The sequence below is a fragment of the Clostridium sp. LBM24168 genome (genome assembly GCF_052953915.1).
Genome location: NZ_CP196861.1, coordinates 2,219,180 through 2,239,464, shown reverse-complemented (window position 1 = coordinate 2,239,464; position 20,285 = coordinate 2,219,180). Strand labels below are relative to the sequence as shown.

The following is a 20,285-nucleotide window of genomic DNA, read 5'->3' as shown; positions in this document are numbered from 1 at the left end:
GAGGAACCATGGGTGAAGCAAAAAAGAACATTAGGAGTATAGCTAAGTACAGTATGATTATAACTGTACTCCTGGTAATAAGTAAGCTTACAGGCCTTTTAAGAGAATTTATAGTGGCTATACAATTAGGAGCAACTGCTGAATCTGACATATTTAAAACTGCAAGTGCCATGCCACAAGTATTTTTTAGTGCAGTAGCAGCCGCACTTGTAACTACTTTTATACCTGTTTTTTCTGATATAAAACATGATGAGAAAAGGGCAGATGAATTTTTTAACAATGTGTTGAATATAATTATTATTTTATGTGGGATTTTGTCTATTATAGCTATAGCAGTTTCACCCCAACTTGTGAAATTATTTGCTGGTGGATTTCAAGGTAATAATTTTACAACAACCGTTAGACTTACTCAAATACTTATGCCATCTATAATATTTTTAGGGATAAGTGGATTGTATACAGGATATCTACAGTCATATAATAAATTTATCCAACCAGCTTTAACAGGAATTGCTGCAAATATAGCTATAATAATAGGACTGGTAATATTCTATAGATATTATGGGCTTATGGCAGCTATACTTTCAGTATTTGTAGGAGCTGTAACACAGGCAATAACTCAGAGACCATTTATGGGAAAAAGATATAAGTACAAATTTATTGTAAATTTTAAGGATCAAAGTGTAAGAAAAATGATGATTTTATCTGTTCCTATACTTGTGAGCAGTGCAGTTTCTCAAATAAACTTGATGGTAGCAAGAAATTTTGCTTCATATTTAGTAAACGGAAGTATTTCTGTTATAGATTATGCAAGTAAATTTAGTACTATAATAAATCAAGTATTTGTAGTATCTATAACTACAGTGTTATATCCTAAATTGACCGAAAAATTTGCACTTAATGATATAGAAGAATTTAAAGATCTATTTGTGAAATCAGTTAATATAGTTATGCTGGTATCTATTCCCCTTATATTTGGTCTTGCTGTTTTAAGTGAACCTGTAATAAAATTGGTACTGGAACATGGAAAATTTAACAGCAATGCAACTGTTGTTACGGCGACCTGTCTTAAATATTTAGCATTTTCAGCATTTGGATATTCGCTTATGGATATACTGGGAAAAGTGTTTTTTGCAATGAAGAATACAGTAATACCTATGATAAATGGTTTTATATTAGTAGTGGTCAATATTATATTTATCTTGATTCTGGGGCCAATTATGAAGGTGAACGGAATAGCTTTGGCAACTACACTGTCAGTAACTATATTGGCATTGATTCTTTTTATAGAAATCAGAAAAAAATTGAAAGGTATAAGCTATAGAGTCATCTTTATAGGTTTTATAAAGATGACATTGTCAGCGACCATAATGGCATTAGCTGTATTTATATGCTGTAAGTTGCTAAACACAATTTTACCATCAAATAATATATTTTTGGCTTTAAATATAGTAGCAAGTACTATAATAGGAGTATTGGTTTATATAATTATGTTAATTGTTCTTAAAGTAGAAGAATTAAGAGAATTAGTTAAACTAAAAACTAAAAACTAAGAAGCATAAGTGAGGAATTCAAATGAAAAATAAAAAATCTAAATGTATAGTATATGGTCTAATAGTAGCGTTATTAATTTTTACATCTTCTGTGTATAGAATTAAATTTTACAAGAGTTATCTTGGTGATAAGCAGAGTCTTCCTCAGGAATTGAAAAATAAGACCATAGTCAGGCTATGGATGAAAAAGAGTGTCATATCTCCAACTAGATCGTACCAGATACAAAAGTTTAATAAAGAAAATAAGAACAATGTATATATAATACTTAAAGAATATAAAGAAGATTATTATAATGCGTTAAAAACAACTCTTGCCACGAAAAAGTATGCTCCTGATATTTTTGAATATGGTTTTGCAGATCTTATGAAAAATAATGAAATAGCGAATTTAAACGATATAGGATTCAATACTAATAGTGTGGATAATTCAAATATAGTAAGATATAAGGGCATACCTCTCGGTGTGAAGTTAATGGAAACGAGCTCAAAGATGATCTGGAATAAAGAAATATTTAAGGAAGCAGGGATTGACCCAAACAAACCTCCATCTACATATGATGAGTTATTGGAATACTCACTAAAAATAAAGAAAAAATTTCCTAACATTACTCCATTTGCTTTTCCATTGCAGCAATATGATGATATGAAAGTATCTATTGGCGAACCAAGTGTAAATTCAGGAAATATATATACTACCTTTTGGAATTATAAAGAAGGTACTTATGATTTTAGTAGTGCTAAGGGTATACTGAATATATACAATAAGATGTATAATATGAACTTAATAGAGAAAGATTTTGACAAGAAAAGTAAAAATCAAATGAGATCGGAATTTTATCGTGGCGACATAGCTATGATGATAAGTACTTATGAGGATAAAGGATATTTTTCAAATATAGTACCACTGAATTTTCAAATTGGAATAAAAGATATAATACAGACAGGAAAAAATCAAAATATATATTATTATGTTGGAAATAGCAATTTTTTGGTTGCAAACAAATTGCCAATAAGTGACAAAAAGAAAAAAGAGGCTATAAAAGAAGTTTATGATTATATGGTAAGTAATGATGTGAATAGGGAAGTGCTTGAAACTAGAAATGCACTACCCTTGAATGTTAATAGTAGGCAGGTAAAAAATGATATTTACAGCGAATACAATGATACAAGTAAATTCCATAATGAACAATATGATCCTACTATTTTTTTAAGCAGGGATTCCAGTTATGAAATTGGATTGGTTGTAGATGCTATAAAGGGTAAAAAGTCAATTAATTCAGCAATTCAGGGGCTAGATGAGAAATATAAATACTACTATAATTTTGCAGTAGACAAGGAGAATTTTGATTTTAGTTATTATAAAAAATAGAGTTTAAATGATTGGAGAAGTGTCATAGATGCATAAATATATATGTAAATATTTAAAACAATATAGCAAGATTGTATTAATATCAATAATAGTTTCAGCTGTATTTAGCCTAGTATTATCAAGAGAAGTAGGTATGAAGACATCAATTATGCTTTTTGCGGCACTTTTTTGTCTTATTATAAATATTTATCTTATATTTGTAGATAGGAAGAAGTCAATTCTTTTATTTTTATTGTTATTGCCAATATATACGACAGTTAGACGAGTGTGCTATTTTGACATACTGTTTGTTAAAGTTACTTTTGAAACGATTTACATAAGCATTTTGTCAATAGTAAGTTTTAAGGATATAATTCGTAGTACAGTTGATTTATTTAAATCTAAAGAAAATTTATCCTTTAACTTTATTTTGATGATAATGGCATTTCTAGTGTTTTGTATAAATAGTGCATTTTATTCATGGAATATATTAACTGGACTAAGTGAAGTATATATAGGAGTATTGATGCCCCTGATGCTTATGTTATGTTTTATTACATATTTTCGAAAAGAAGATAAATATTGCATATATTATGTTTTAATTTTAGCAATTGATTTTAGTTGTTTATATGGATTTTTGCAGCTTTTTGCAAGGGGAATATCCATGTCTGCTATAAAGGTAAATAAAATATATCTTACTTTTGGATATAATAATGTAAATATATTTGCAGGTATATTGATTTCAATATTACCTCTTCTTGTGGAAATGATATTGTACAAAAAGAACAGAAAAGTTGAAAAATTATTTTTATATTCCTCATTTATTCTTTATTCTGTAGCTGTATTGATTACATTCAGCAGAGGAGCATGGCTTTGTTACATAGGCGTAATATTTTTGTCTTTATGTAGTAAAAAATATAGAAAGATATTGATAATATTGTTGATACCGGCAGTTTTTATTGCTAAGCCTACATTTAGTTATATAATAGACAGAGGAACAAGTACTACGTTTTTTAATAATGAGTCTTCGGTTGCAAGAATTCAGTCTATATTTACCGATTTGGTTATAATGAAAAATTATCCTTTTGGAATAGGAGGAGGAAATTTTGCTGAAGCGTATAAGACTTTTAGTCTTCAAGGATATTTATCAATGCCTGAAAATATAAGGTTTAAAGCTAATGCAGCTCAATATACTCTTGAGCATGCTCATAATTTACTTCTTCAGATAGGGGTGGAGTTTGGAATAGTAGCAGCTCTTATATTTATTATGATTATTGTAAATAGATTGAAACTCTGCTTGAAAAATATTGAATATAGTAGGGGTACATTTAATTGCATTTTGATATATTCTATGTTTTCATTGATAACAGGAAATCAGTTTAACCACAAGGGCGTAATTACAGGAACTCTCATAATATTTGTAGTATTTGGTATAGCACAATTACCTTTTAAAAGAAGAAATAATAACAAATTAGATTCTACAATGGGGGAAAATTAAATATGATTAAACACCAAGATTTAACAGTGTCCGTAGTAATTCCCTGTCGGAATGAAAAAAAATATATAAAGAAATGTCTTGATTCATTTATAACACAAACATATAGAAATGATTTATATGAAATTCTGGTATGCGATGGCATGTCTGATGACGGTACTAGAGACATAGTTCAGCATTATAAAAGTTTATATGGCAATGTAAAACTTATAGACAATAAAGGTTTATCAGCTCCAAGGGGAATGAACGAAGGAATTAAAAATAGCAAATCAGATGTAATAATAATTTTTGGTGCACATGCATATGCAGATAAGAAATTCATAGAGGAAAATATAGATGTACTTGTATCTCACGAAGCTGGATGTGTAGGTGGCCCAATTGAAACCATAAATGAAGATGATAAAGGATATGCTATTTCTATGGCCATGAGTTCACCTTTTGGAGTTGGAAATGCATTATTTAGATATGCAAAGGAAGAAGTTTATGTGGATACCGTAGCCTTTGGATGTTATAGGCGAGATGTGCTAGATCATATAGGATATTTTGATGAGGAACTTGTTAGAAATCAAGATGATGAATTAAATTTTAGGGTGGTTAAAAATGGTTATAAAATTTTATTGTCACCTAGAATAAAGTCCTATTATTATAGCAGATCCTCATTGAAGAAACTATGGAAACAATATTATCAGTATGGATTCTGGAAGGTAAGAGTTATGCAAAAACATGGAGGTGTTGCATCTATAAGGCATATAGTACCTGCAGCTTTTGTTGTTACAAATATTCTAGGAATAATTTTAAGCCTATTCTATAAATGGATATTATATTTATGGATATTGGAAATAATTTTGTATTTGATGGGCGATGTTATCTTTTCACTTAAACTCATAAAGAATAACAAGAGAATATGGAAATATATATTTTTTATCTTCCCAATATTGCATATAAGCTATGGGTTAGGGTTTATAAGTGGAATTTTTAATTTCTATATTGTTAAGTCAAAAAAGACTGTTAAAAATAATACTAAAATGTCCAGATAATTATTTAAAGAAGAGGTAACCAATATGAATATTGGAAATAAATTAATTAGTATCTTATTGTATATTTATATATTATTTGAGCCGATTTTACCAAGTAAATATAAAATAGGGTCAATCCCTTTCAATGGAGATTTAATATTGGCTTTGATAATACTGATTTATATTTTATCGATTCTTATGTTTAAGAATTCAAGAAAAAGATTTATAGGTGGTATGGAAGATTTTTTTACAAGCTATATTAGCATATTTATATTTGCTTTAACTTTAATAATGTTTATATCTATATCTTATGCAGCGGATAAAAAGGTGGCTCTATCAGAAACTGTAAGATTTTTAACCTATGTAGTACTTTTTTTTATTATAAAGTATGAATTAAATAGCAGAAGGATAGTTGATATGGTATTGAAGTTATATTTATTTGCTGTTTCTGTAGTTGGAATAGTGGGAGTATTTGAAAGTATGGCAGGCATAGGTTTTATTCAAAGGAGTGAGCATGGCATAAGGGATAGGATACTATCTACTATGGAGAATTCAAATAATTTAGGAGCTATTATGATTATTGCAATTTTTCCCATGATAATGCTTGCTTTAAATGAAAGAAACAGAAAAAGAAAAATAATTTTTTCATTTTTAGCTCTATTATTTTTAGCAAATATCGTACTTAGCTTTTCCAGAAATGCATGGATCGGCTTTGTTATTGGATGTTTGGTGCTTGCCTTGACTTATAGCTGGAAAATTATTTTGGCACTTATAGGCTTGGGTGGGATATCTATATTTGTACCAGCTATATCAAATAGATTAGCTGAATTTACAGATGCCAGCCAGAACTTATCCAGGATAAAATTATGGGATATAGCAATTTTTATGATAAAAGACCATCCATTAATAGGGGTAGGCAATGGTAATTACAGGATTTTATATGATAAATATAAATTACTGCTGAAGGAAAAGATAGAATATTATCCCTCAAGTAATTTTCATCCACATAATATAATTCTTAAAATACAATCTGAGTTAGGTATATTTGGAACGGTTGCATTTATTGGTATGATGATATTTATTGTTTTAAGGATTGTTAAATTTAATAAAAATATAAAGGATAAATTTTATACACCATTTTTTAGAGGATTTTTAGTTTCTTTAATTGCATTTATAAGTATGAACTTTATAGACAATTTTTTTTCAGCTCCTAAAGTAATATCATTTTTTTGGATACTAATAGCATGTTCTGAAGCTATATTATATAGAAGGGAATTTGGAGGTGATATATATTATTAGGGTACTCCACATCATATCAGGAAATGATAATGGCGGCGGTGGAAGGCATGTATTAAATGTATGTTCAAACAATATGTACAATATGAAGTGCTGCATAATGTGTATAGGAAGCGGTCTCCTATATAATAAAGCTATACATAATAACATAGATGCTTTTAATTTCACATTCAATGAGATAGTCCGAGGAAAATTGAAAAGTATAGTGAATTCAAGAAAGATTGATATAATTAATTTCCATGGGGCAAAATCAAACTTTCTATATCTTATACTCAATAGAAGTATAAAAAAGCCCTGTGTAGCCACAATACACAGCGACTATAGATATGATTTTTTGAATAGCATTTTAAAAAAATACTTATATACACCTTTGAGTATTATGGGACTTAGAAAGTTCAAAAATTATATATGTGTTTCGAATTATCTAAAAATTTTACTTGAAGAGAACAATTTTGTTGGAAGCAAATATGTAGTAAATAATGGAATGAATTTTAACTCTGTCAAGATAGCTGTGTATAGGGATGACTTAAGGGCTCAATTTAATCTGGATAAAGATGATTTTGTATATGTAATGATAGCCAGGATGCATCCAGTTAAAAACCATAAAAAGCTTATAGAAGCGTTTTATATGTTACAAGGTCACTTCCAAAATGTCAAGCTGTTTCTGGTGGGAGACGGTGAACTTGAAGATAGTTTGAAACATCTTGTAGAGGATTTGAAGATTCAGGATAAAGTGATATTTACAGGATTTAAAAATAATCCGTTAGATTTTATAAATGCTTCCGATATAAGTATTCTTACTTCGTTTAATGAAGGGGGTGCACCTCCACTGGCAATATTGGAAAGTGCCTTGTTAAAGAAATCGGTTATATGCTCTAATGTAGGGGATATGAATTTGGTAATCAGCAATAAAAGCGGGTATCTAGTAAATCCGAAGGATAAACAGGATATATTTAATAAAATGAAGGAAGCATATTTAAATAGAAATAATTTGTGCAATATGGGACAGAATTTATATAAGGATATGTCAGATAAATTTTCAATGGAGAGATTCTGGGAGAACTATTATAACGCATATTTACATATTTTAAGTGGAGTGAAGTAGATGAAAAGTTCTTTTATAGTCATGATTCTTATAATAGCAGGAAAGATACTTGCCCTTATAAGAGATTCTTTAATAGCAGCGAAATTTGGTGCAACCTATATTACTGATATATACAATTTCGCAATAGGTATGGTGTACCTTTTAACTACTGTAAGTTATGGACTTACAACCACTTTCATACCACTTAACGCAGAATACATAGAGGGTGGAAATTTAAAAAAAAGAAATAGGTTCGTAAATAATATAATAACTATAGCTTCCATTGCTGCGGTTATTGTGACTGTAATACTTATTGTATTTACGAAGCAGATAATATATGTTTTTGGCCATGGATTTACATCTAGTACAGTAGTGTTTGATGCTTCTGTTCAAGTAACGAGAATTATGCTTTTATCTCTTGTATTTGTTACTCTTCAAAGCGTGGTGGCAGGAGTTCTTCAATCACATAAGCAGTTTTATGAACCGGCTGCGATGGCCTTAATATCCAATTCGGTCTATATAATATATCTTGTATTACTTACATCAAAATACGGAATACAGGGATTCGCTGTTGCTACTGTAATAGGATTTGTAGCTCAATTTTTGATTAATGTACCTAAGTACAGGAAGCTTGGATATAAATATGTGCCTGTGCTGGACTTCAAAGATAAAAATGCGGATAGAATATTTAAACTTATGGTACCTGTTGTGATAAGTACATCAGTAATTCAACTAAATGTATTTGTAAATAGAGCTTTTGCAACTAATATGTATTTTGGAGCAACAACTATACTAGATTTTTCCAATAAAATAAATACTCTTGCCTACGAAGTTTTTGCAATTGGAATTGCAATGATTGTCTACCCTACTCTGTCTGAGTTGGCGGTTAAAGGAGAGCTGGCTGAATATAAAAAAGCAATATCCAATGCATTGACGACTATAATGATAATAATGGTTCCAGCGGCCATGGCAATAGGAATGTTAAGGGAGCCACTAGTGGATATAATCTTTAAAAGAGGGGCTTTTACGGAAGAAGCTGCACAATTGACATCTAATGCATTGCTATTTTACTGCCCTGCAATGGTTGCTTATGGAATACGCGATATTTTGAATAAAGCTTTTTATTCTTTGAAAGATGTTAGGACTCCAATGATAAATAGTTTTTTGGGAATATTCATAAATATAATAATAAATTTATTTATAGTAAAATATATGAAAGTGTCAGGACTTACATTAGCTACTACGATATCAGCTGTTTTTACTACCATAATTATGTTATGGAATCTTAATAGGAAAGTAGCTGGAATAAATTTATCGGTAGTTTTCATTAATTTTATTAAAATTGTAATTGCATCAGCTATTATGTCCATAGTTATATTTGGAATAAGTAAAATATGTTCAGTTTTATTTATAAATACTATGGTAAGAAGCTTTATGTCTATTTTTGTGTCTTTTATAGTTGGAAGTATTGTCTATTTTATATTTCTTTATATAGTAAAGGTTAGAGAATATTTGGATATTGTGCATAGAATAAAATATATAATTTTAAATAAATTTTCGTAAATAAAGACGGGGAGGAATTCCATGAAGGCTGAAGATATAAAAATTGAGATTGATAAAGATATAAAAAGAAAAAAAATTCAGTTTATGATAAAAAGGATATTTGATTTTATACTTGCTCTTGCTGGCTTAATAATTCTAAGCCCTGTTTTCCTTATAATTACACTGTGGATAAAAAAGGACTCAAAAGGACCTGCAATATTTAAGCAGGTTAGGGTAGGAAAAAATGGAATTGATTTTACGATATATAAATTTAGAACTATGGTAGTAGATGCAGAGCAAAAAAGAAAGTTAGACATAGATACTTCAAATTTGGAAAACTTCGTATTTCAAAGTAGGAATGACAATAGAATTACTAGATCAGGGGCTTTTTTGCGAAAAACAAGTTTGGATGAAATTCCCCAGCTCATGAATGTACTTTTTGGAAATATGAGTCTGGTTGGTCCGAGGCCTGAAATACCGGATGTAGTTAAATTATATCCAGAAGCTTATAGACAGCGGCTTATAGTTACACCAGGCATAACAGGATTGGCACAGATAAGTGGGAGAGGTGAAATTGAACTTGGAAAGACTGTATATTACGATCTGACTTATATAAAAAAATTTTCGTTGTGCCTGGATATAAAAATACTTTTTAAAACATTTTCCTCTGTGTTTAAAAGTAAAGGAGCATTTTGAAAATTATGGAAAAAAATATGTTTACGGAAATATTAGGATACAATATATTTAAAGGAACGAAAAAGGAGTTTATAAGTTATATAGAGCAATTCCAAAAGATAAATATAATATCAGGGAACCCAGAGGTATTATATAATGGATTCAACAATCCAAAGCTTTTGAAATGTTTTAAAGAAATATATTCAATTATAATACCAGATGGGATAGGGACTGTTCTGGCATCTAGACTATTAAAGGATTCGGTTGCAGAAAAAATTGCAGGAATAGATGTAATGAAAGATATTATAGAAAAGTGTGAGAGAGAAAACAAACCTATATATCTTCTTGGTGCGGAACAGAAGGTACTTGAAAACTGTATAAAAAATTTAATGAAAGCTTATAAAAATTTAAATATAATTGGAAGTCATAATGGATATTTTGATTTAAAAAATTGCAATAATATTGTAGAGGAGATACAGATAAAAAAACCTTATGCCATATTTATCGCCATGGGATCACCAAGACAAGACATATTTATAAGTGAAAATATAAGAAAACTTCCCTGTACTATATTTATGGGAGTTGGAGGAAGTTTTGATGTATTTTCAGGTCAGGTAAAAAGAGCACCACAATGGATGATAAAGTTTGGCCTTGAGTGGTTTTTTAGAGTGGTTAAAGAACCATGGAGAATGAAAAGGTTGGCTTCTATTCCTAAATTCTTGATAAAAGTAATTGAATACAAAAGAAAATATTAAATTTCATCTTTTAACATGTCCTTAAAGTTTATATTATCCAAATCCTCAACCAGATTATTTTGTACTCTAGACAGAGCCTGGTTTACTACACAGTAAGAGCCATGCTCTATATTGCAGTTTTCTGGATTATAAAGGCATCTATTTATATAGATAGGACCGTCTATAGCTTCAATTACATCTTTTAAAGTTATATTTTCTGGTATTCTATTGAGAGAATAACCTCCGTTAACACCTCTGTAAGATTTTATAATACCACAGAGGGTTAATTTTCTAAGTAGCTTTAAAAGAAATCTAAGAGGTATTCCCTGGTCTTTAGATATAGATTTAGCTTCAATTTTCTCACCATAACCTAATTTTGATAAATAAAGTACAACTCTAAAACCATAATCTGTTTCTTGCGTAATTCTCATAATATCTCTCCAAATAATAATTATAATCGATTTACTACTGTTTTATATTAATTATAACTAAATAGGTGGATAATATAAAGTAGAATTACTAAAGTATTTGTATTTTTTACAGTTTTAATGGGATTTAAGGCAATTTGTCAAGACTTTCAAGTGTATAGCCCTTTTCCTTCCAACTTTGAATTACTGAATCCAGTATCTCGGAATTTGTTTTTGAAACTGCATGAAGTAAAATTATTGCGCCATTGTGAGTCCTACTGGATATTTTTTGTTTGGCAAATTCAGCAGAGGGTTGATTTTCTCTGTTCCAATCATTATAGGCAAAACTCCAGAATATGGTTTTATAGCCTAATTTTTTTGTGTAAAATAGGGAAAGTTCACTATATTTACCCATAGGAGGCCTAAAAAATTTAGGCATTTCCTTACCGGTGACATTTTTATAGGCTTCCTCAGTTATAGTAAACTCTTTTTGAAAATCATCCAGATTTTTTGCGCGCTCTGCCATGGAAGGATGTTTTGCAGTATGGTTGCATACTAGATGACCTTCATTTACCATTCTCTTTATTAGATCTGGATTATCTTTTATATAAGGTGTTGTTACAAAAAATGCGGCTTTTACATTATTCTTTTTCAGTATATCCAATATTTTACCTGTATATCCATTTTCGTAGCCTTCATCAAAAGTAAGATATAATATTTTTTTTGAAGTATCACCTAAATAATAAGCAGAATATTTATTTATAAGTTTATTTACCTCGGGAGTTTCTTCAGATGGCAGTCCGTCTTTTCTGGGTTTGAAAAACCAGTTTCTTTCAGCTTTATCCAATTTGGAGATATCCAACCCTTTGAGAGAACCTGATTTTAAGACTGGTTCATTGTTTGTTGTTGTATCATGTGATGCAGAAACTCTGTTTATATTTGAACAAGTTAATGTCGAAATTATAAATATTAAAAGGAAGCAAATAGTAATTTTTTTCATTCATTATCACCTTCTATAGATATTATATATTTATGGTGTACTCCATTATATAATTTATACTGGTAATTTATAATAAAAATGTATTGCATTTATATAAATTTTGTTTAAAAATATAATACATGGTAAAAATAGATAATAAAGTGACTAATAAAAATTAAATAAAAAAAGAGGAAAATTATTCCACGTGAAGAATAGTATTCTAGAGTACTTAATTTTATAACAATAACGGAGAGGGGGTAAAATTGTCTGACTCGGACTGCACAACTTTATGTGCATACTAAAATTTATCAAAGTATGGTGAATTTTAGTCGTGTAGCAATATGCCATTATTATTGCTATATGGAAAATTAAAGTTAAGTTTAACTTAACGCTGGAACCATATTATGGCTTGGTAAATAATGATTTCAGTAGAGTTTGATATATAATGAATTTAAAATTTGAGATTAAAGATGATAAGCTTATAGTCCATATGATTGGAGAACTCGATCACCATAGCGCCGAAGAAGTTAGGAACAAAATTGATGACAGAATTGATAGAGACAATTTAAACAAAATTATACTTGATTTTTCCTGCGTAAGTTTTATGGATAGTTCAGGTATAGGTGTAGTTATTGGAAGATATAAAAAACTTAGCCTGAAAAATGGAAGTGTTTGCATTGTCAATGTAATTGATTCTGTTAAAAGAGTATTTGAGTTATCAGGTATGTTTAAAATAATAAGGGTCTATGACAGCATTGAACAGGCTATTGAGAATATTTAATGGGGGGATAAAACATGTACGATAACAGTATGAAAATAGAGTTTACTAGCAAGTCACAGAATGAGAGTTTTGCAAGAGTAGCAGTAGCAGCTTTTGCATCACAATTAGATCCGACTGTAGATGAATTGACAGATGTAAAAACTGCGGTGTCAGAAGCAGTTACAAACTCTATTATTCATGGTTATGAAAATAAAGAAGGTATTGTAACAATTAGAGCTTATATAAGTGGGAGAAAATTAACGTTGATAATAGAAGATACGGGTGTTGGGATAGAGGATGTTAATCTTGCAATGCAGCCGCTTTATACTTCCAGGCCTGATTTGGAAAGGTCTGGAATGGGATTTACAGTTATGGAAACTTTTATGGATTCCCTTCAAATACAATCTGAAGAGAACAAGGGGACAAGAGTTACGATGGAAAAAGTTTTTAAATCATTAAGTTAGGTGAATAATATGAGTGAAGAAGCTGTAAAAATATCTGGTTACGATTATAATGACAATTTAAAACTTATAAAATCTGCGAAAAAAGGTGACAAGAATTCATTAAATAAATTGGTCGAAGTGAATCTCCCGTTGGTTACAGCGATAAGCAAAAAATTCCTGAACAGGGGTTACGAGTATGAAGATATATTCCAAATTGGCTGTATGGGACTTATGAAGGCAATTAATAATTTTGATGAAAATTACAATGTCAAGTTTTCTACTTATGCGGTACCAATGATAATGGGAGAGATAAAGAGGTTTTTAAGAGATGATGGCATGATAAAAGTAAGCAGGAGCGTTAAGAATACTGCAAAAAAACTCCATTATGATAAAGAAAAACTAACTAAAAAATTAAATAGAGAGCCAACTATAGAAGAATTATCAGAGTATTCGGGGGTAGAAATAGAGGATTTGATATTTGCATCTGAATCAGCAAATAGTATGCAGTATTTATATGATACAATTCATCAAGATGATGGTGCACCAGTACTTTTAATAGATAAATTAAGCGAGAATCCAAATGAAGATGTGGAAATGGTAGATAGAATAGCTTTAAAAGAGACTTTAAAGAATCTTGATGTAAAATCCAGACAAATTATCATGCTCAGATACTTTAAGGATAAGACACAGGTCCAAGTTGCAAAAATGCTTGGTATAAACCAAGTACAGGTATCACGCATTGAAAAAAAGGTATTAAAAATGATGAAGGATATTTTAGAAGAATAGTATATTAATCTATTGTACTCGTACTGCAAAATAATAATGTTCATTTGGTACAATAGATTAATATATAAAACTTATTTTTTTATAGAATTGGAATTGTTGTTTGGTGGCAATATATTTTCATTTTCTGTATTTTGCGTATCTGTATTATCTTTATCATCAGTTTGTTCGGGAATAGTATTTTTATTGTCAACAGGATTAGTTGTAGTATCCTCTTTGTCATCTGTGTTATTATCTTCATATGTTTTGTCATCATCCAGTATGGAACTGCCTTTAAACCATGAATGGGGTAAAGTACATGTGCTTTTGGGAACAGTGCCATTTAAAAATAACTCATTATAAACTTTATTGCCTGTTGGATCTATATAACACAGTGGAGAAGGAAGATTTCCCGATTCAGAACATATTTTAGCGGTTATGACTCCGGACGGCATAGCTATATCTTTTGGTGAAAGCCCGTTGTGAAAAGGAAGCATTATAGCAGACCAAAGTGCAGCAGCTGAATTACTGTTTAAAGAACCAGGTAGTGTAGAATTGTTATCTTTTCCTATCCATACTGAAGCTGAATAGTAAGGGGTTAAACCCGAAAACCATAGATTTTTATTATAGCTTGAAGTACCGGTTTTACCACGAACCTGCATATTCCCAAAATTGGCATTAGGACCCGTTCCATCCGGGCTTACAGGACCTTTTAAAAGATCATACATTATGTATGCAGTAGATGGAGGAAGCACTTTTTTAGTTTTTATTTTAGATTCCAGAAGTATTTTGCCAGATCTATCTGTAACTTTTGTATAAAGTCTTGGTAGAGTATAATAACCGTTATTTCCAAAAACTCCATAGGCAGCTGCCATCTGCAATGTATTGGTACCATGATGGAGCTCACCAAGTGAGAGTGCAGATATACTCGCTCTGTCGTCACTATCTATATTAATCCCAAATTTTTCTGCATAAGAAGCTCCTGTTTCAAGTCCAATTTTATCCTCTATCTTAGCAGCTATAGTATTTATAGATTTCGTAAGTGCCATTCTCAATGTCATATAATTATCTGTGATTGCCGAATCGTCTTGTGGGTAATATAAATTACCATTTGAACTATATTTTTGGGCAATCTCATCAGACCAATTTGAGTCTTTTAAAATCGATGCTGCTGTATATTTCTGTGTATTTATGGCAGGACTATATACAGTCAAAGGCTTTATGCTTGATCCTGGTGGCCTAAGATAATTTTGTGAGGCTGCTCTGTTAAATGACATAGCAGGCTGATCCCCCCTTCCACCTACCAGAGATTTTACTTCACCTGTATGATAATTTATAACTACTGCGGAAGCCTGGGGTTGTAATATACCATTTTGGTCATTATATGAGCTGCTGCTAAATATGGAGCTGTTTGTAAGAACATCCTCCGTCTTTTTTTGAAGTTCCTTGTCCATAGTAGTATAAATTTTTAGACCTCCATAGGTCAATAGCTGATTTACCTGAGAATCATTGTATTTGTACTTTATTTTTAGGTCATTTTTTACTTGCTGAATGGCAGGCATTGAAAACCACTCATTCTCTAATTTGTTATTTGGTGCAGTATAGGGTTTTATAATAAGTTTGCCATTTGATACATCCTTTATGGCAGTTGTATATTGAGTTTCACTTATGTAATTGTTATCATACATTTTTTTTAAAACATTCTTTGTCCTGTTTAAATATATGGAAGGACTTTTTTTTGCTGTGTCTGAATAAGGATAATATACAGATGGGCTTTGAGGGATACCTGCTATAAATGCAGATTCAATTAAATTCAATGAACTCACTGGTTTCCCAAAATATGCTTCAGAAGCGGATTCAACTCCAAAAGACTTTCCACCTAAAAATATTGTATTCATATATGCCTCTAGTATCTGATCTTTAGTCAAGAGCTTCTCAAGTTTTATTGACATGTACATTTCCTGTAGTTTTCTTTTAAAACTTACATCTCTTGATAAATATATATCTCTTACTAATTGCTGGGTTATAGTAGATGCGCCTTGAAGTCCAGGTTTATTTGTTATTTTATTTTTTATATCGATAAAAATTACACCTATTATTCTTTTTACATCTATACCTTTATGTTTATAAAATCGTTCATCTTCAATGCTTACAAAAGCATTTTTCAAATTTTGAGGGATACTGCTGAAAGGTACAACAGTTCTATGCTCGGTACTGACTACTACATCCATGAAATCTCCCTTGTCATCATATAATATGGAAGGCTCATTCAAGTTTAAAACCTGATTTATATCTAAATTCGGTGAATTCTTAATAATGGCTAAACTAGCTCCAATGCCGGATACGAATGCCAGTAAAAAAATACATATCAATATAGTGAATGTGATTTTTAAAGCTTTATACCGAGACCTTTTATGTCTCTTTACCATAAATTGTCCTCCTTGTTAAAATCATACATAAATTTGCCAATTATAAATTATAAGTTATTATATCATAAATAAAAGCATTAATGAAATCAATATATTTAGTTCAAATAATGATAAGAACTACAGGCAAATCATATAGCAATTACCTGTAGTTCTCTGAGGTTTTACACTGGATTTAAATTATTTATCCTTATTTTCCCAATTAAATACGTAAGGAATATTTCTATAATAGTTCCCATAATTCAAACCATAGCCAGCTACAAATACATCTGGAATTTTGAAACAATAGAAATCTGGCTTTAAATTTATTTTCCTCTTTTCAGGTTTATCTAACAGTACACAGCATTTTACAGAAGAAGCTCCAAGGGATTTAACATGGTTTAATGCGAAGTCCATTGTAATTCCAGTATCTGTTATATCATCTACAATAAGAACATCATAACCTTTTATATCCTCGGAGATATCATTTACTATTTTTACAGATCCTGAAGAATTTTCAGAGTTTCCGTAGCTTGAGGTTGTCATAAAACCTATTTCCAAATTGATATCTATTTCTCTTACTAAATCTGCTGTGAATATAAAACTACCTTTTAAAATTGATAAAATGTAGAGCTTTTTATCAGAATATTCCCTGGTAATTTGTCTTCCTAGTTCACTAATTCTTTTAGATATTTGTTCTTTAGTTATAAGTATATTTCGAGATTTTTCTTCCATTACAGGCCTCCAAATGTATATTATTATTTATATAATATGAAATTATAATATTAATATTAGCAATCTTTTTTTGGTTTTTCAATATTTCTTTATATATTTACAATATTCTTATAAAGAGAAATATAAGGGCAATCTAAAGCTGTAAACAGGTTAAAAAGTTTGCTGCAAATATATTGACTTAACTGAGCAAATATGGCATACTTATACTAATAATTAATAATAAAAATCTATTAATACGTTTTATTGATTGGAGGAATTTAAATTGGCTAAATATGTTTGTAGTGTATGTGGATATGTATATGATCCTGCTGTAGGAGATCCTGATAATGGTGTTAACCCAGGTACTTCATTTGAGAGTTTGCCAGATGATTGGGTATGCCCACTTTGCGGAGCTTCAAAGAGTGAATTTGAAAAAGAGAATTAGCAATAATAATTGGGAAAGAATATATGTATGCGATATATTCTTTCTTTTTAGGTTAAAGTTAGTAAAATATGAAGGGATTAATTCATGTAGTAAAGTTCCTATTGTATTTTTATTGTAATATATTATATAATATATAGAAATTATAATATATTTAGATGTTTTAATTTAGAATTTACTGGGGAAATTGATATTTTAAATTATGCATAATTTATATTATATAATGGGGGCTTAATAAGAAATGGAAAAAACAATATTAGAATATCAACGAGTGTTTAATAAGGCAATTGACAAGTTCAAAAAAAATAGTGCTATATTAGCTGTTATGGTATTTGGAAGTATGGTTACAGGTGATTTATGGGCTGAATCCGATATTGACTTTTTAGTCATATGTGAATACGATGAAGCGATCTTAAAAAATATATATACGGAGGAAAATGAAATACCTGTTCATATTAAACTTATGAGTAAAATGAAATTTCTTCAGCTCAATGAGGAGAATCTTAAAGGTGGTTTTATACATAGAATAATATCATCTTCACGACTTGTATTTTCTAAAGATATGGATATTACCTCAAGGTATGATATTGGGAGATATTATCCTGATATTGACAAGGAAAAATGGAACATGGTATATCTTGGGAATACACTTGAGAATATATCTATATGCAGAAAGTATTTACAAAATGATGGTATTTATACCTCTTATACAGCAGCTGTAAAATCAGTAGAGGAATTTTCAAAATTATATGTTAACTCCATGGGATACATGATAAGTAAAGATGCTATTGCTGTTGCAATGAATTTAAATGATAGATTTAAAGAATGTGTTGATAATCTGTTTTTTAGTAATGAGAAAAGTAAAAATGTAAAAGAGATTATAAATAAAACTATTGCCTATTTAAATAAGTACATAGATGACAATATAAGTAGATTTGTAAATGTGCTTATAAATTATATGAGAGAAAAGGATGATTTCTTAAGCTCTGAAGAAATAAAAACTTGTGATTTATTTAAGGATTATACAATACATATGGAAGAAATACTCAGTAAACTTTGGGAAAAGAATATTATAAAAAAGGAAAAAAGAGATTATAAATTTAAAGATGGAGCTATACTGTTTAAGGAAAATATATATTTTATCTAAATTTGTTTTTTATAGATATCTTTTGATATTGGGGTGGCAGTGATGAATAAATATTTCCTGGAATTGGATTATGAAGGAATAGTTAAGTATAAAGCCATAGAAAAACATATAAAAAAATTAATAGATTTAAATGAAATAAAAGATGGTGAAAAGCTGCCTTCTATACGTAAACTTGCTAAATTCTTAGAGGTTAACAATATAACTATAATAAATACATATAAGAAACTTCAAAGTGAGGGATATGCCTTTCAAAAAATGGGAAGTGGTACTTATGCAAAGAGAAGAGACATAAGTAGAAATTTTAGAAAGGAATATTCAAATGTATTAAAAAAAATATTAAGCAATAAATGTGACGAATACCTGGATTTTACAGGAGAAATGCCAAATGGAGACTTTTTTCCAGTAAGATCCTTTAAAAATGTTATAGACGAGGTATTGGATAGAGATGGGGCAAAAGCACTTATCCACCAAGAAATTTTAGGATACAGTGGTCTTAGAAAAAGTATAAGCAGTGTTTTCTGGAATAGAAAAATAAATAGCGATGACATATTGATAGTATCGGGAGCCCAACAGGGGATAGATATTGTTTCAAAAGCTATAATAAATACAAATGACAGTGTGATTGTAGAAAAACCTACATATAGTGGAGCATTGTCAGTTTTTAAATGGAGAAGAGCTGACATAATTGATATACCGATAGATAAGGACGGAATAGATATAGATAAATTTGAAAAAATCTTGAAAAAGAATAACATAAAATGTTATTATACCATGAGTTATTTTCAAAATCCTACAGGTATGAGTTGCAGCTATGAAAAAAAAATAAAAATATTGAATTTGGCAGAAATATATGATTTTTATATAATAGAAGATGATTATCTTTCTGAACTGATTTATGATAAAAATATAAAGTATAATAGCTATAAGAGTATGGATATGAATGATAGGGTCATATATATAAAAAGCTTTTCAAAAATATTTTTGCCGGGTATAAGAATAGGATATTTAATACCCCCTAAAAAATTTAAAGAAAACATACAAAATTGCAAGGTAAATACGGATATAGCTACTTCAAGTCTTATGCAGAGAGCACTTGATTTATACATTAGAAAGGGATTTTGGAGAGAATATATAGACAAGCTGAATTTTGTGTATTCTAAAAGATACGAGTATACAAAAAATTGTCTTTTAAAGTATTTGAAGAACAAAGTTGTGTTTGATGATCCAGGGGGTGGATTACACTTTTATCTTGAAATTTTGGAGAAGAAAAATATAGATTCCATAGCAATTTTTAATGCTGCAATGAAAAAGAATGTTTTAGTAACTCCTGGTACTTTATTTTATAAGAATCCTTCAAGTGGAAATAAATATTTTAGGTTGAGCTTTTCACAAGTTGTAGAAAAGGATATAGACAGAGGTATCAATATTATATCCCATATCATTGATGATTTTGGATAGACTATTAGGTATAGTGAAGGTGATG

The 20,285-nt window shown here is 29.7% G+C and carries 19 protein-coding genes; 15 read left to right on the top strand and 4 right to left on the bottom strand.

Annotated elements, in window-relative coordinates; all coding sequences use genetic code 11:
- The first annotated feature begins 8 nt into the window (after window positions 1-8).
- The 9 genes from murJ (ACSVC9_RS11145) to ACSVC9_RS11105 all read left to right on the top strand — a co-directional run bounded on the left by murJ (ACSVC9_RS11145) (window position 9) and on the right by ACSVC9_RS11105 (window position 10,764).
- Window positions 9-1,553 carry a murein biosynthesis integral membrane protein MurJ gene (gene murJ, locus ACSVC9_RS11145; protein ID WP_446897563.1) on the top strand — a complete coding sequence of 515 codons (1,545 nt, stop codon included), beginning with the start codon at window positions 9-11 and terminating at the stop codon, window positions 1,551-1,553.
- 22 nt (window positions 1,554-1,575) lie between these two features.
- Window positions 1,576-2,922, top strand: a complete 1,347-nt coding sequence (locus tag ACSVC9_RS11140) for an ABC transporter substrate-binding protein (RefSeq protein WP_446897562.1) — start codon at window positions 1,576-1,578, stop codon at window positions 2,920-2,922.
- A gap of 28 nt (window positions 2,923-2,950) precedes the next feature.
- Window positions 2,951-4,399, top strand: a complete 1,449-nt coding sequence (locus ACSVC9_RS11135; RefSeq protein ID WP_446897561.1) for an O-antigen ligase family protein — start codon at window positions 2,951-2,953, stop codon at window positions 4,397-4,399.
- 2 nt (window positions 4,400-4,401) lie between these two features.
- A complete protein-coding gene (locus ACSVC9_RS11130) occupies window positions 4,402-5,433 on the top strand; it encodes a glycosyltransferase family 2 protein (protein WP_446897560.1) in 1,032 nt (343 codons plus the stop codon).
- A gap of 177 nt (window positions 5,434-5,610) precedes the next feature.
- Window positions 5,611-6,711, top strand: coding sequence for an O-antigen ligase family protein (locus ACSVC9_RS11125; protein WP_446897559.1), 1,101 nt, complete (start codon window positions 5,611-5,613; stop codon window positions 6,709-6,711).
- The gene (locus ACSVC9_RS11120; protein WP_446897558.1) at window positions 6,695-7,813 is read left to right on the top strand and encodes a glycosyltransferase family 4 protein; all 1,119 of its coding nucleotides are present in this window, start codon (window positions 6,695-6,697) and stop codon (window positions 7,811-7,813) included. Before ACSVC9_RS11125 ends, ACSVC9_RS11120 begins: the two co-directional genes overlap by 17 nt.
- The gene (gene murJ, locus ACSVC9_RS11115) at window positions 7,814-9,355 is read left to right on the top strand and encodes a murein biosynthesis integral membrane protein MurJ (RefSeq protein WP_446897557.1); all 1,542 of its coding nucleotides are present in this window, start codon (window positions 7,814-7,816) and stop codon (window positions 9,353-9,355) included.
- Between the two features lie 21 nt (window positions 9,356-9,376).
- Entirely contained in the window at window positions 9,377-10,030 is a 654-nt protein-coding gene (locus ACSVC9_RS11110; RefSeq protein WP_446897556.1) for a sugar transferase, read from the top strand.
- A 17-nt stretch (window positions 10,031-10,047) separates the two neighbouring features.
- On the top strand, window positions 10,048-10,764 hold the full coding sequence (locus ACSVC9_RS11105) for a WecB/TagA/CpsF family glycosyltransferase (protein WP_446899845.1): 717 nt from the start codon (window positions 10,048-10,050) through the stop codon (window positions 10,762-10,764).
- Here ACSVC9_RS11105 and ACSVC9_RS11100 read toward each other — a convergent pair.
- Window positions 10,761-11,174, bottom strand: a complete 414-nt coding sequence (locus tag ACSVC9_RS11100) for an RrF2 family transcriptional regulator (RefSeq protein ID WP_446897555.1) — start codon at window positions 11,172-11,174, stop codon at window positions 10,761-10,763. The genes ACSVC9_RS11105 and ACSVC9_RS11100 overlap by 4 nt on opposite strands.
- A gap of 124 nt (window positions 11,175-11,298) precedes the next feature.
- The gene (pdaA, locus tag ACSVC9_RS11095; protein ID WP_446897554.1) at window positions 11,299-12,150 is read right to left on the bottom strand and encodes a delta-lactam-biosynthetic de-N-acetylase; all 852 of its coding nucleotides are present in this window, start codon (window positions 12,148-12,150) and stop codon (window positions 11,299-11,301) included.
- A 424-nt stretch (window positions 12,151-12,574) separates the two neighbouring features.
- Between pdaA and spoIIAA the strand changes: the two genes are divergently transcribed.
- The 3 genes from spoIIAA to sigF are packed head-to-tail and all read left to right on the top strand — an operon-like array spanning window position 12,575 to window position 14,118.
- The gene (gene spoIIAA, locus ACSVC9_RS11090; RefSeq protein WP_446897553.1) at window positions 12,575-12,910 is read left to right on the top strand and encodes an anti-sigma F factor antagonist; all 336 of its coding nucleotides are present in this window, start codon (window positions 12,575-12,577) and stop codon (window positions 12,908-12,910) included.
- A gap of 14 nt (window positions 12,911-12,924) precedes the next feature.
- Complete coding sequence (gene spoIIAB, locus ACSVC9_RS11085; RefSeq protein ID WP_446897552.1) at window positions 12,925-13,353, top strand: anti-sigma F factor; 429 nt, start codon at window positions 12,925-12,927, stop codon at window positions 13,351-13,353.
- 9 nt (window positions 13,354-13,362) lie between these two features.
- Window positions 13,363-14,118 (top strand): RNA polymerase sporulation sigma factor SigF, encoded by a 756-nt coding sequence (gene sigF, locus ACSVC9_RS11080; protein ID WP_446897551.1) that lies wholly within the window; start codon window positions 13,363-13,365, stop codon window positions 14,116-14,118.
- Between the two features lie 71 nt (window positions 14,119-14,189).
- Here the strand turns inward: sigF and ACSVC9_RS11075 are convergent, their stop codons facing one another.
- Window positions 14,190-16,523, bottom strand: a complete 2,334-nt coding sequence (locus ACSVC9_RS11075; RefSeq protein WP_446897550.1) for a transglycosylase domain-containing protein — start codon at window positions 16,521-16,523, stop codon at window positions 14,190-14,192.
- A 177-nt stretch (window positions 16,524-16,700) separates the two neighbouring features.
- Window positions 16,701-17,234 (bottom strand): hypoxanthine phosphoribosyltransferase, encoded by a 534-nt coding sequence (gene hpt / locus ACSVC9_RS11070; RefSeq protein WP_446897549.1) that lies wholly within the window; start codon window positions 17,232-17,234, stop codon window positions 16,701-16,703.
- Window positions 17,235-17,496: 262 nt separating this feature from the next.
- On the opposite strand from hpt, the gene rd reads away from it, so the two are divergent.
- From rd to pdxR, 3 genes are all read left to right on the top strand, one after another.
- On the top strand, window positions 17,497-17,658 hold the full coding sequence (rd, locus tag ACSVC9_RS11065) for a rubredoxin (protein WP_446897548.1): 162 nt from the start codon (window positions 17,497-17,499) through the stop codon (window positions 17,656-17,658).
- Window positions 17,659-17,896: 238 nt separating this feature from the next.
- The gene (locus ACSVC9_RS11060) at window positions 17,897-18,802 is read left to right on the top strand and encodes a nucleotidyltransferase domain-containing protein (protein ID WP_446897547.1); all 906 of its coding nucleotides are present in this window, start codon (window positions 17,897-17,899) and stop codon (window positions 18,800-18,802) included.
- A gap of 42 nt (window positions 18,803-18,844) precedes the next feature.
- Window positions 18,845-20,260 (top strand): MocR-like pyridoxine biosynthesis transcription factor PdxR, encoded by a 1,416-nt coding sequence (gene pdxR, locus ACSVC9_RS11055; protein WP_446897546.1) that lies wholly within the window; start codon window positions 18,845-18,847, stop codon window positions 20,258-20,260.
- The last annotated feature ends 25 nt before the right edge of the window (window positions 20,261-20,285 follow it).

What these genes read in the sequence shown, in the direction of transcription:
- spoIIAB (WP_446897552.1), top strand. Translation starts at nt 12,925, where the DNA reads ATGTACGATAACAGTATGAAAATAGAGTTTACTAGCAAGTCACAGAAT.
- murJ (WP_446897563.1), top strand. Translation starts at nt 9, where the DNA reads ATGGGTGAAGCAAAAAAGAACATTAGGAGTATAGCTAAGTACAGTATG.
- hpt (WP_446897549.1), bottom strand. Translation starts at nt 17,234, where the DNA reads ATGGAAGAAAAATCTCGAAATATACTTATAACTAAAGAACAAATATCT.
- ACSVC9_RS11130 (WP_446897560.1), top strand. Translation starts at nt 4,402, where the DNA reads ATGATTAAACACCAAGATTTAACAGTGTCCGTAGTAATTCCCTGTCGG.
- spoIIAA (WP_446897553.1), top strand. Translation starts at nt 12,575, where the DNA reads ATGAATTTAAAATTTGAGATTAAAGATGATAAGCTTATAGTCCATATG.
- ACSVC9_RS11135 (WP_446897561.1), top strand. Translation starts at nt 2,951, where the DNA reads ATGCATAAATATATATGTAAATATTTAAAACAATATAGCAAGATTGTA.
- ACSVC9_RS11105 (WP_446899845.1), top strand. Translation starts at nt 10,048, where the DNA reads ATGTTTACGGAAATATTAGGATACAATATATTTAAAGGAACGAAAAAG.
- ACSVC9_RS11140 (WP_446897562.1), top strand. Translation starts at nt 1,576, where the DNA reads ATGAAAAATAAAAAATCTAAATGTATAGTATATGGTCTAATAGTAGCG.
- ACSVC9_RS11060 (WP_446897547.1), top strand. Translation starts at nt 17,897, where the DNA reads ATGGAAAAAACAATATTAGAATATCAACGAGTGTTTAATAAGGCAATT.
- sigF (WP_446897551.1), top strand. Translation starts at nt 13,363, where the DNA reads ATGAGTGAAGAAGCTGTAAAAATATCTGGTTACGATTATAATGACAAT.
- murJ (WP_446897557.1), top strand. Translation starts at nt 7,814, where the DNA reads ATGAAAAGTTCTTTTATAGTCATGATTCTTATAATAGCAGGAAAGATA.
- ACSVC9_RS11075 (WP_446897550.1), bottom strand. Translation starts at nt 16,523, where the DNA reads ATGGTAAAGAGACATAAAAGGTCTCGGTATAAAGCTTTAAAAATCACA.
- ACSVC9_RS11100 (WP_446897555.1), bottom strand. Translation starts at nt 11,174, where the DNA reads ATGAGAATTACGCAAGAAACAGATTATGGTTTTAGAGTTGTACTTTAT.
- ACSVC9_RS11110 (WP_446897556.1), top strand. Translation starts at nt 9,377, where the DNA reads ATGAAGGCTGAAGATATAAAAATTGAGATTGATAAAGATATAAAAAGA.
- pdaA (WP_446897554.1), bottom strand. Translation starts at nt 12,150, where the DNA reads ATGAAAAAAATTACTATTTGCTTCCTTTTAATATTTATAATTTCGACA.
- ACSVC9_RS11125 (WP_446897559.1), top strand. Translation starts at nt 5,611, where the DNA reads ATGTTTAAGAATTCAAGAAAAAGATTTATAGGTGGTATGGAAGATTTT.
- pdxR (WP_446897546.1), top strand. Translation starts at nt 18,845, where the DNA reads ATGAATAAATATTTCCTGGAATTGGATTATGAAGGAATAGTTAAGTAT.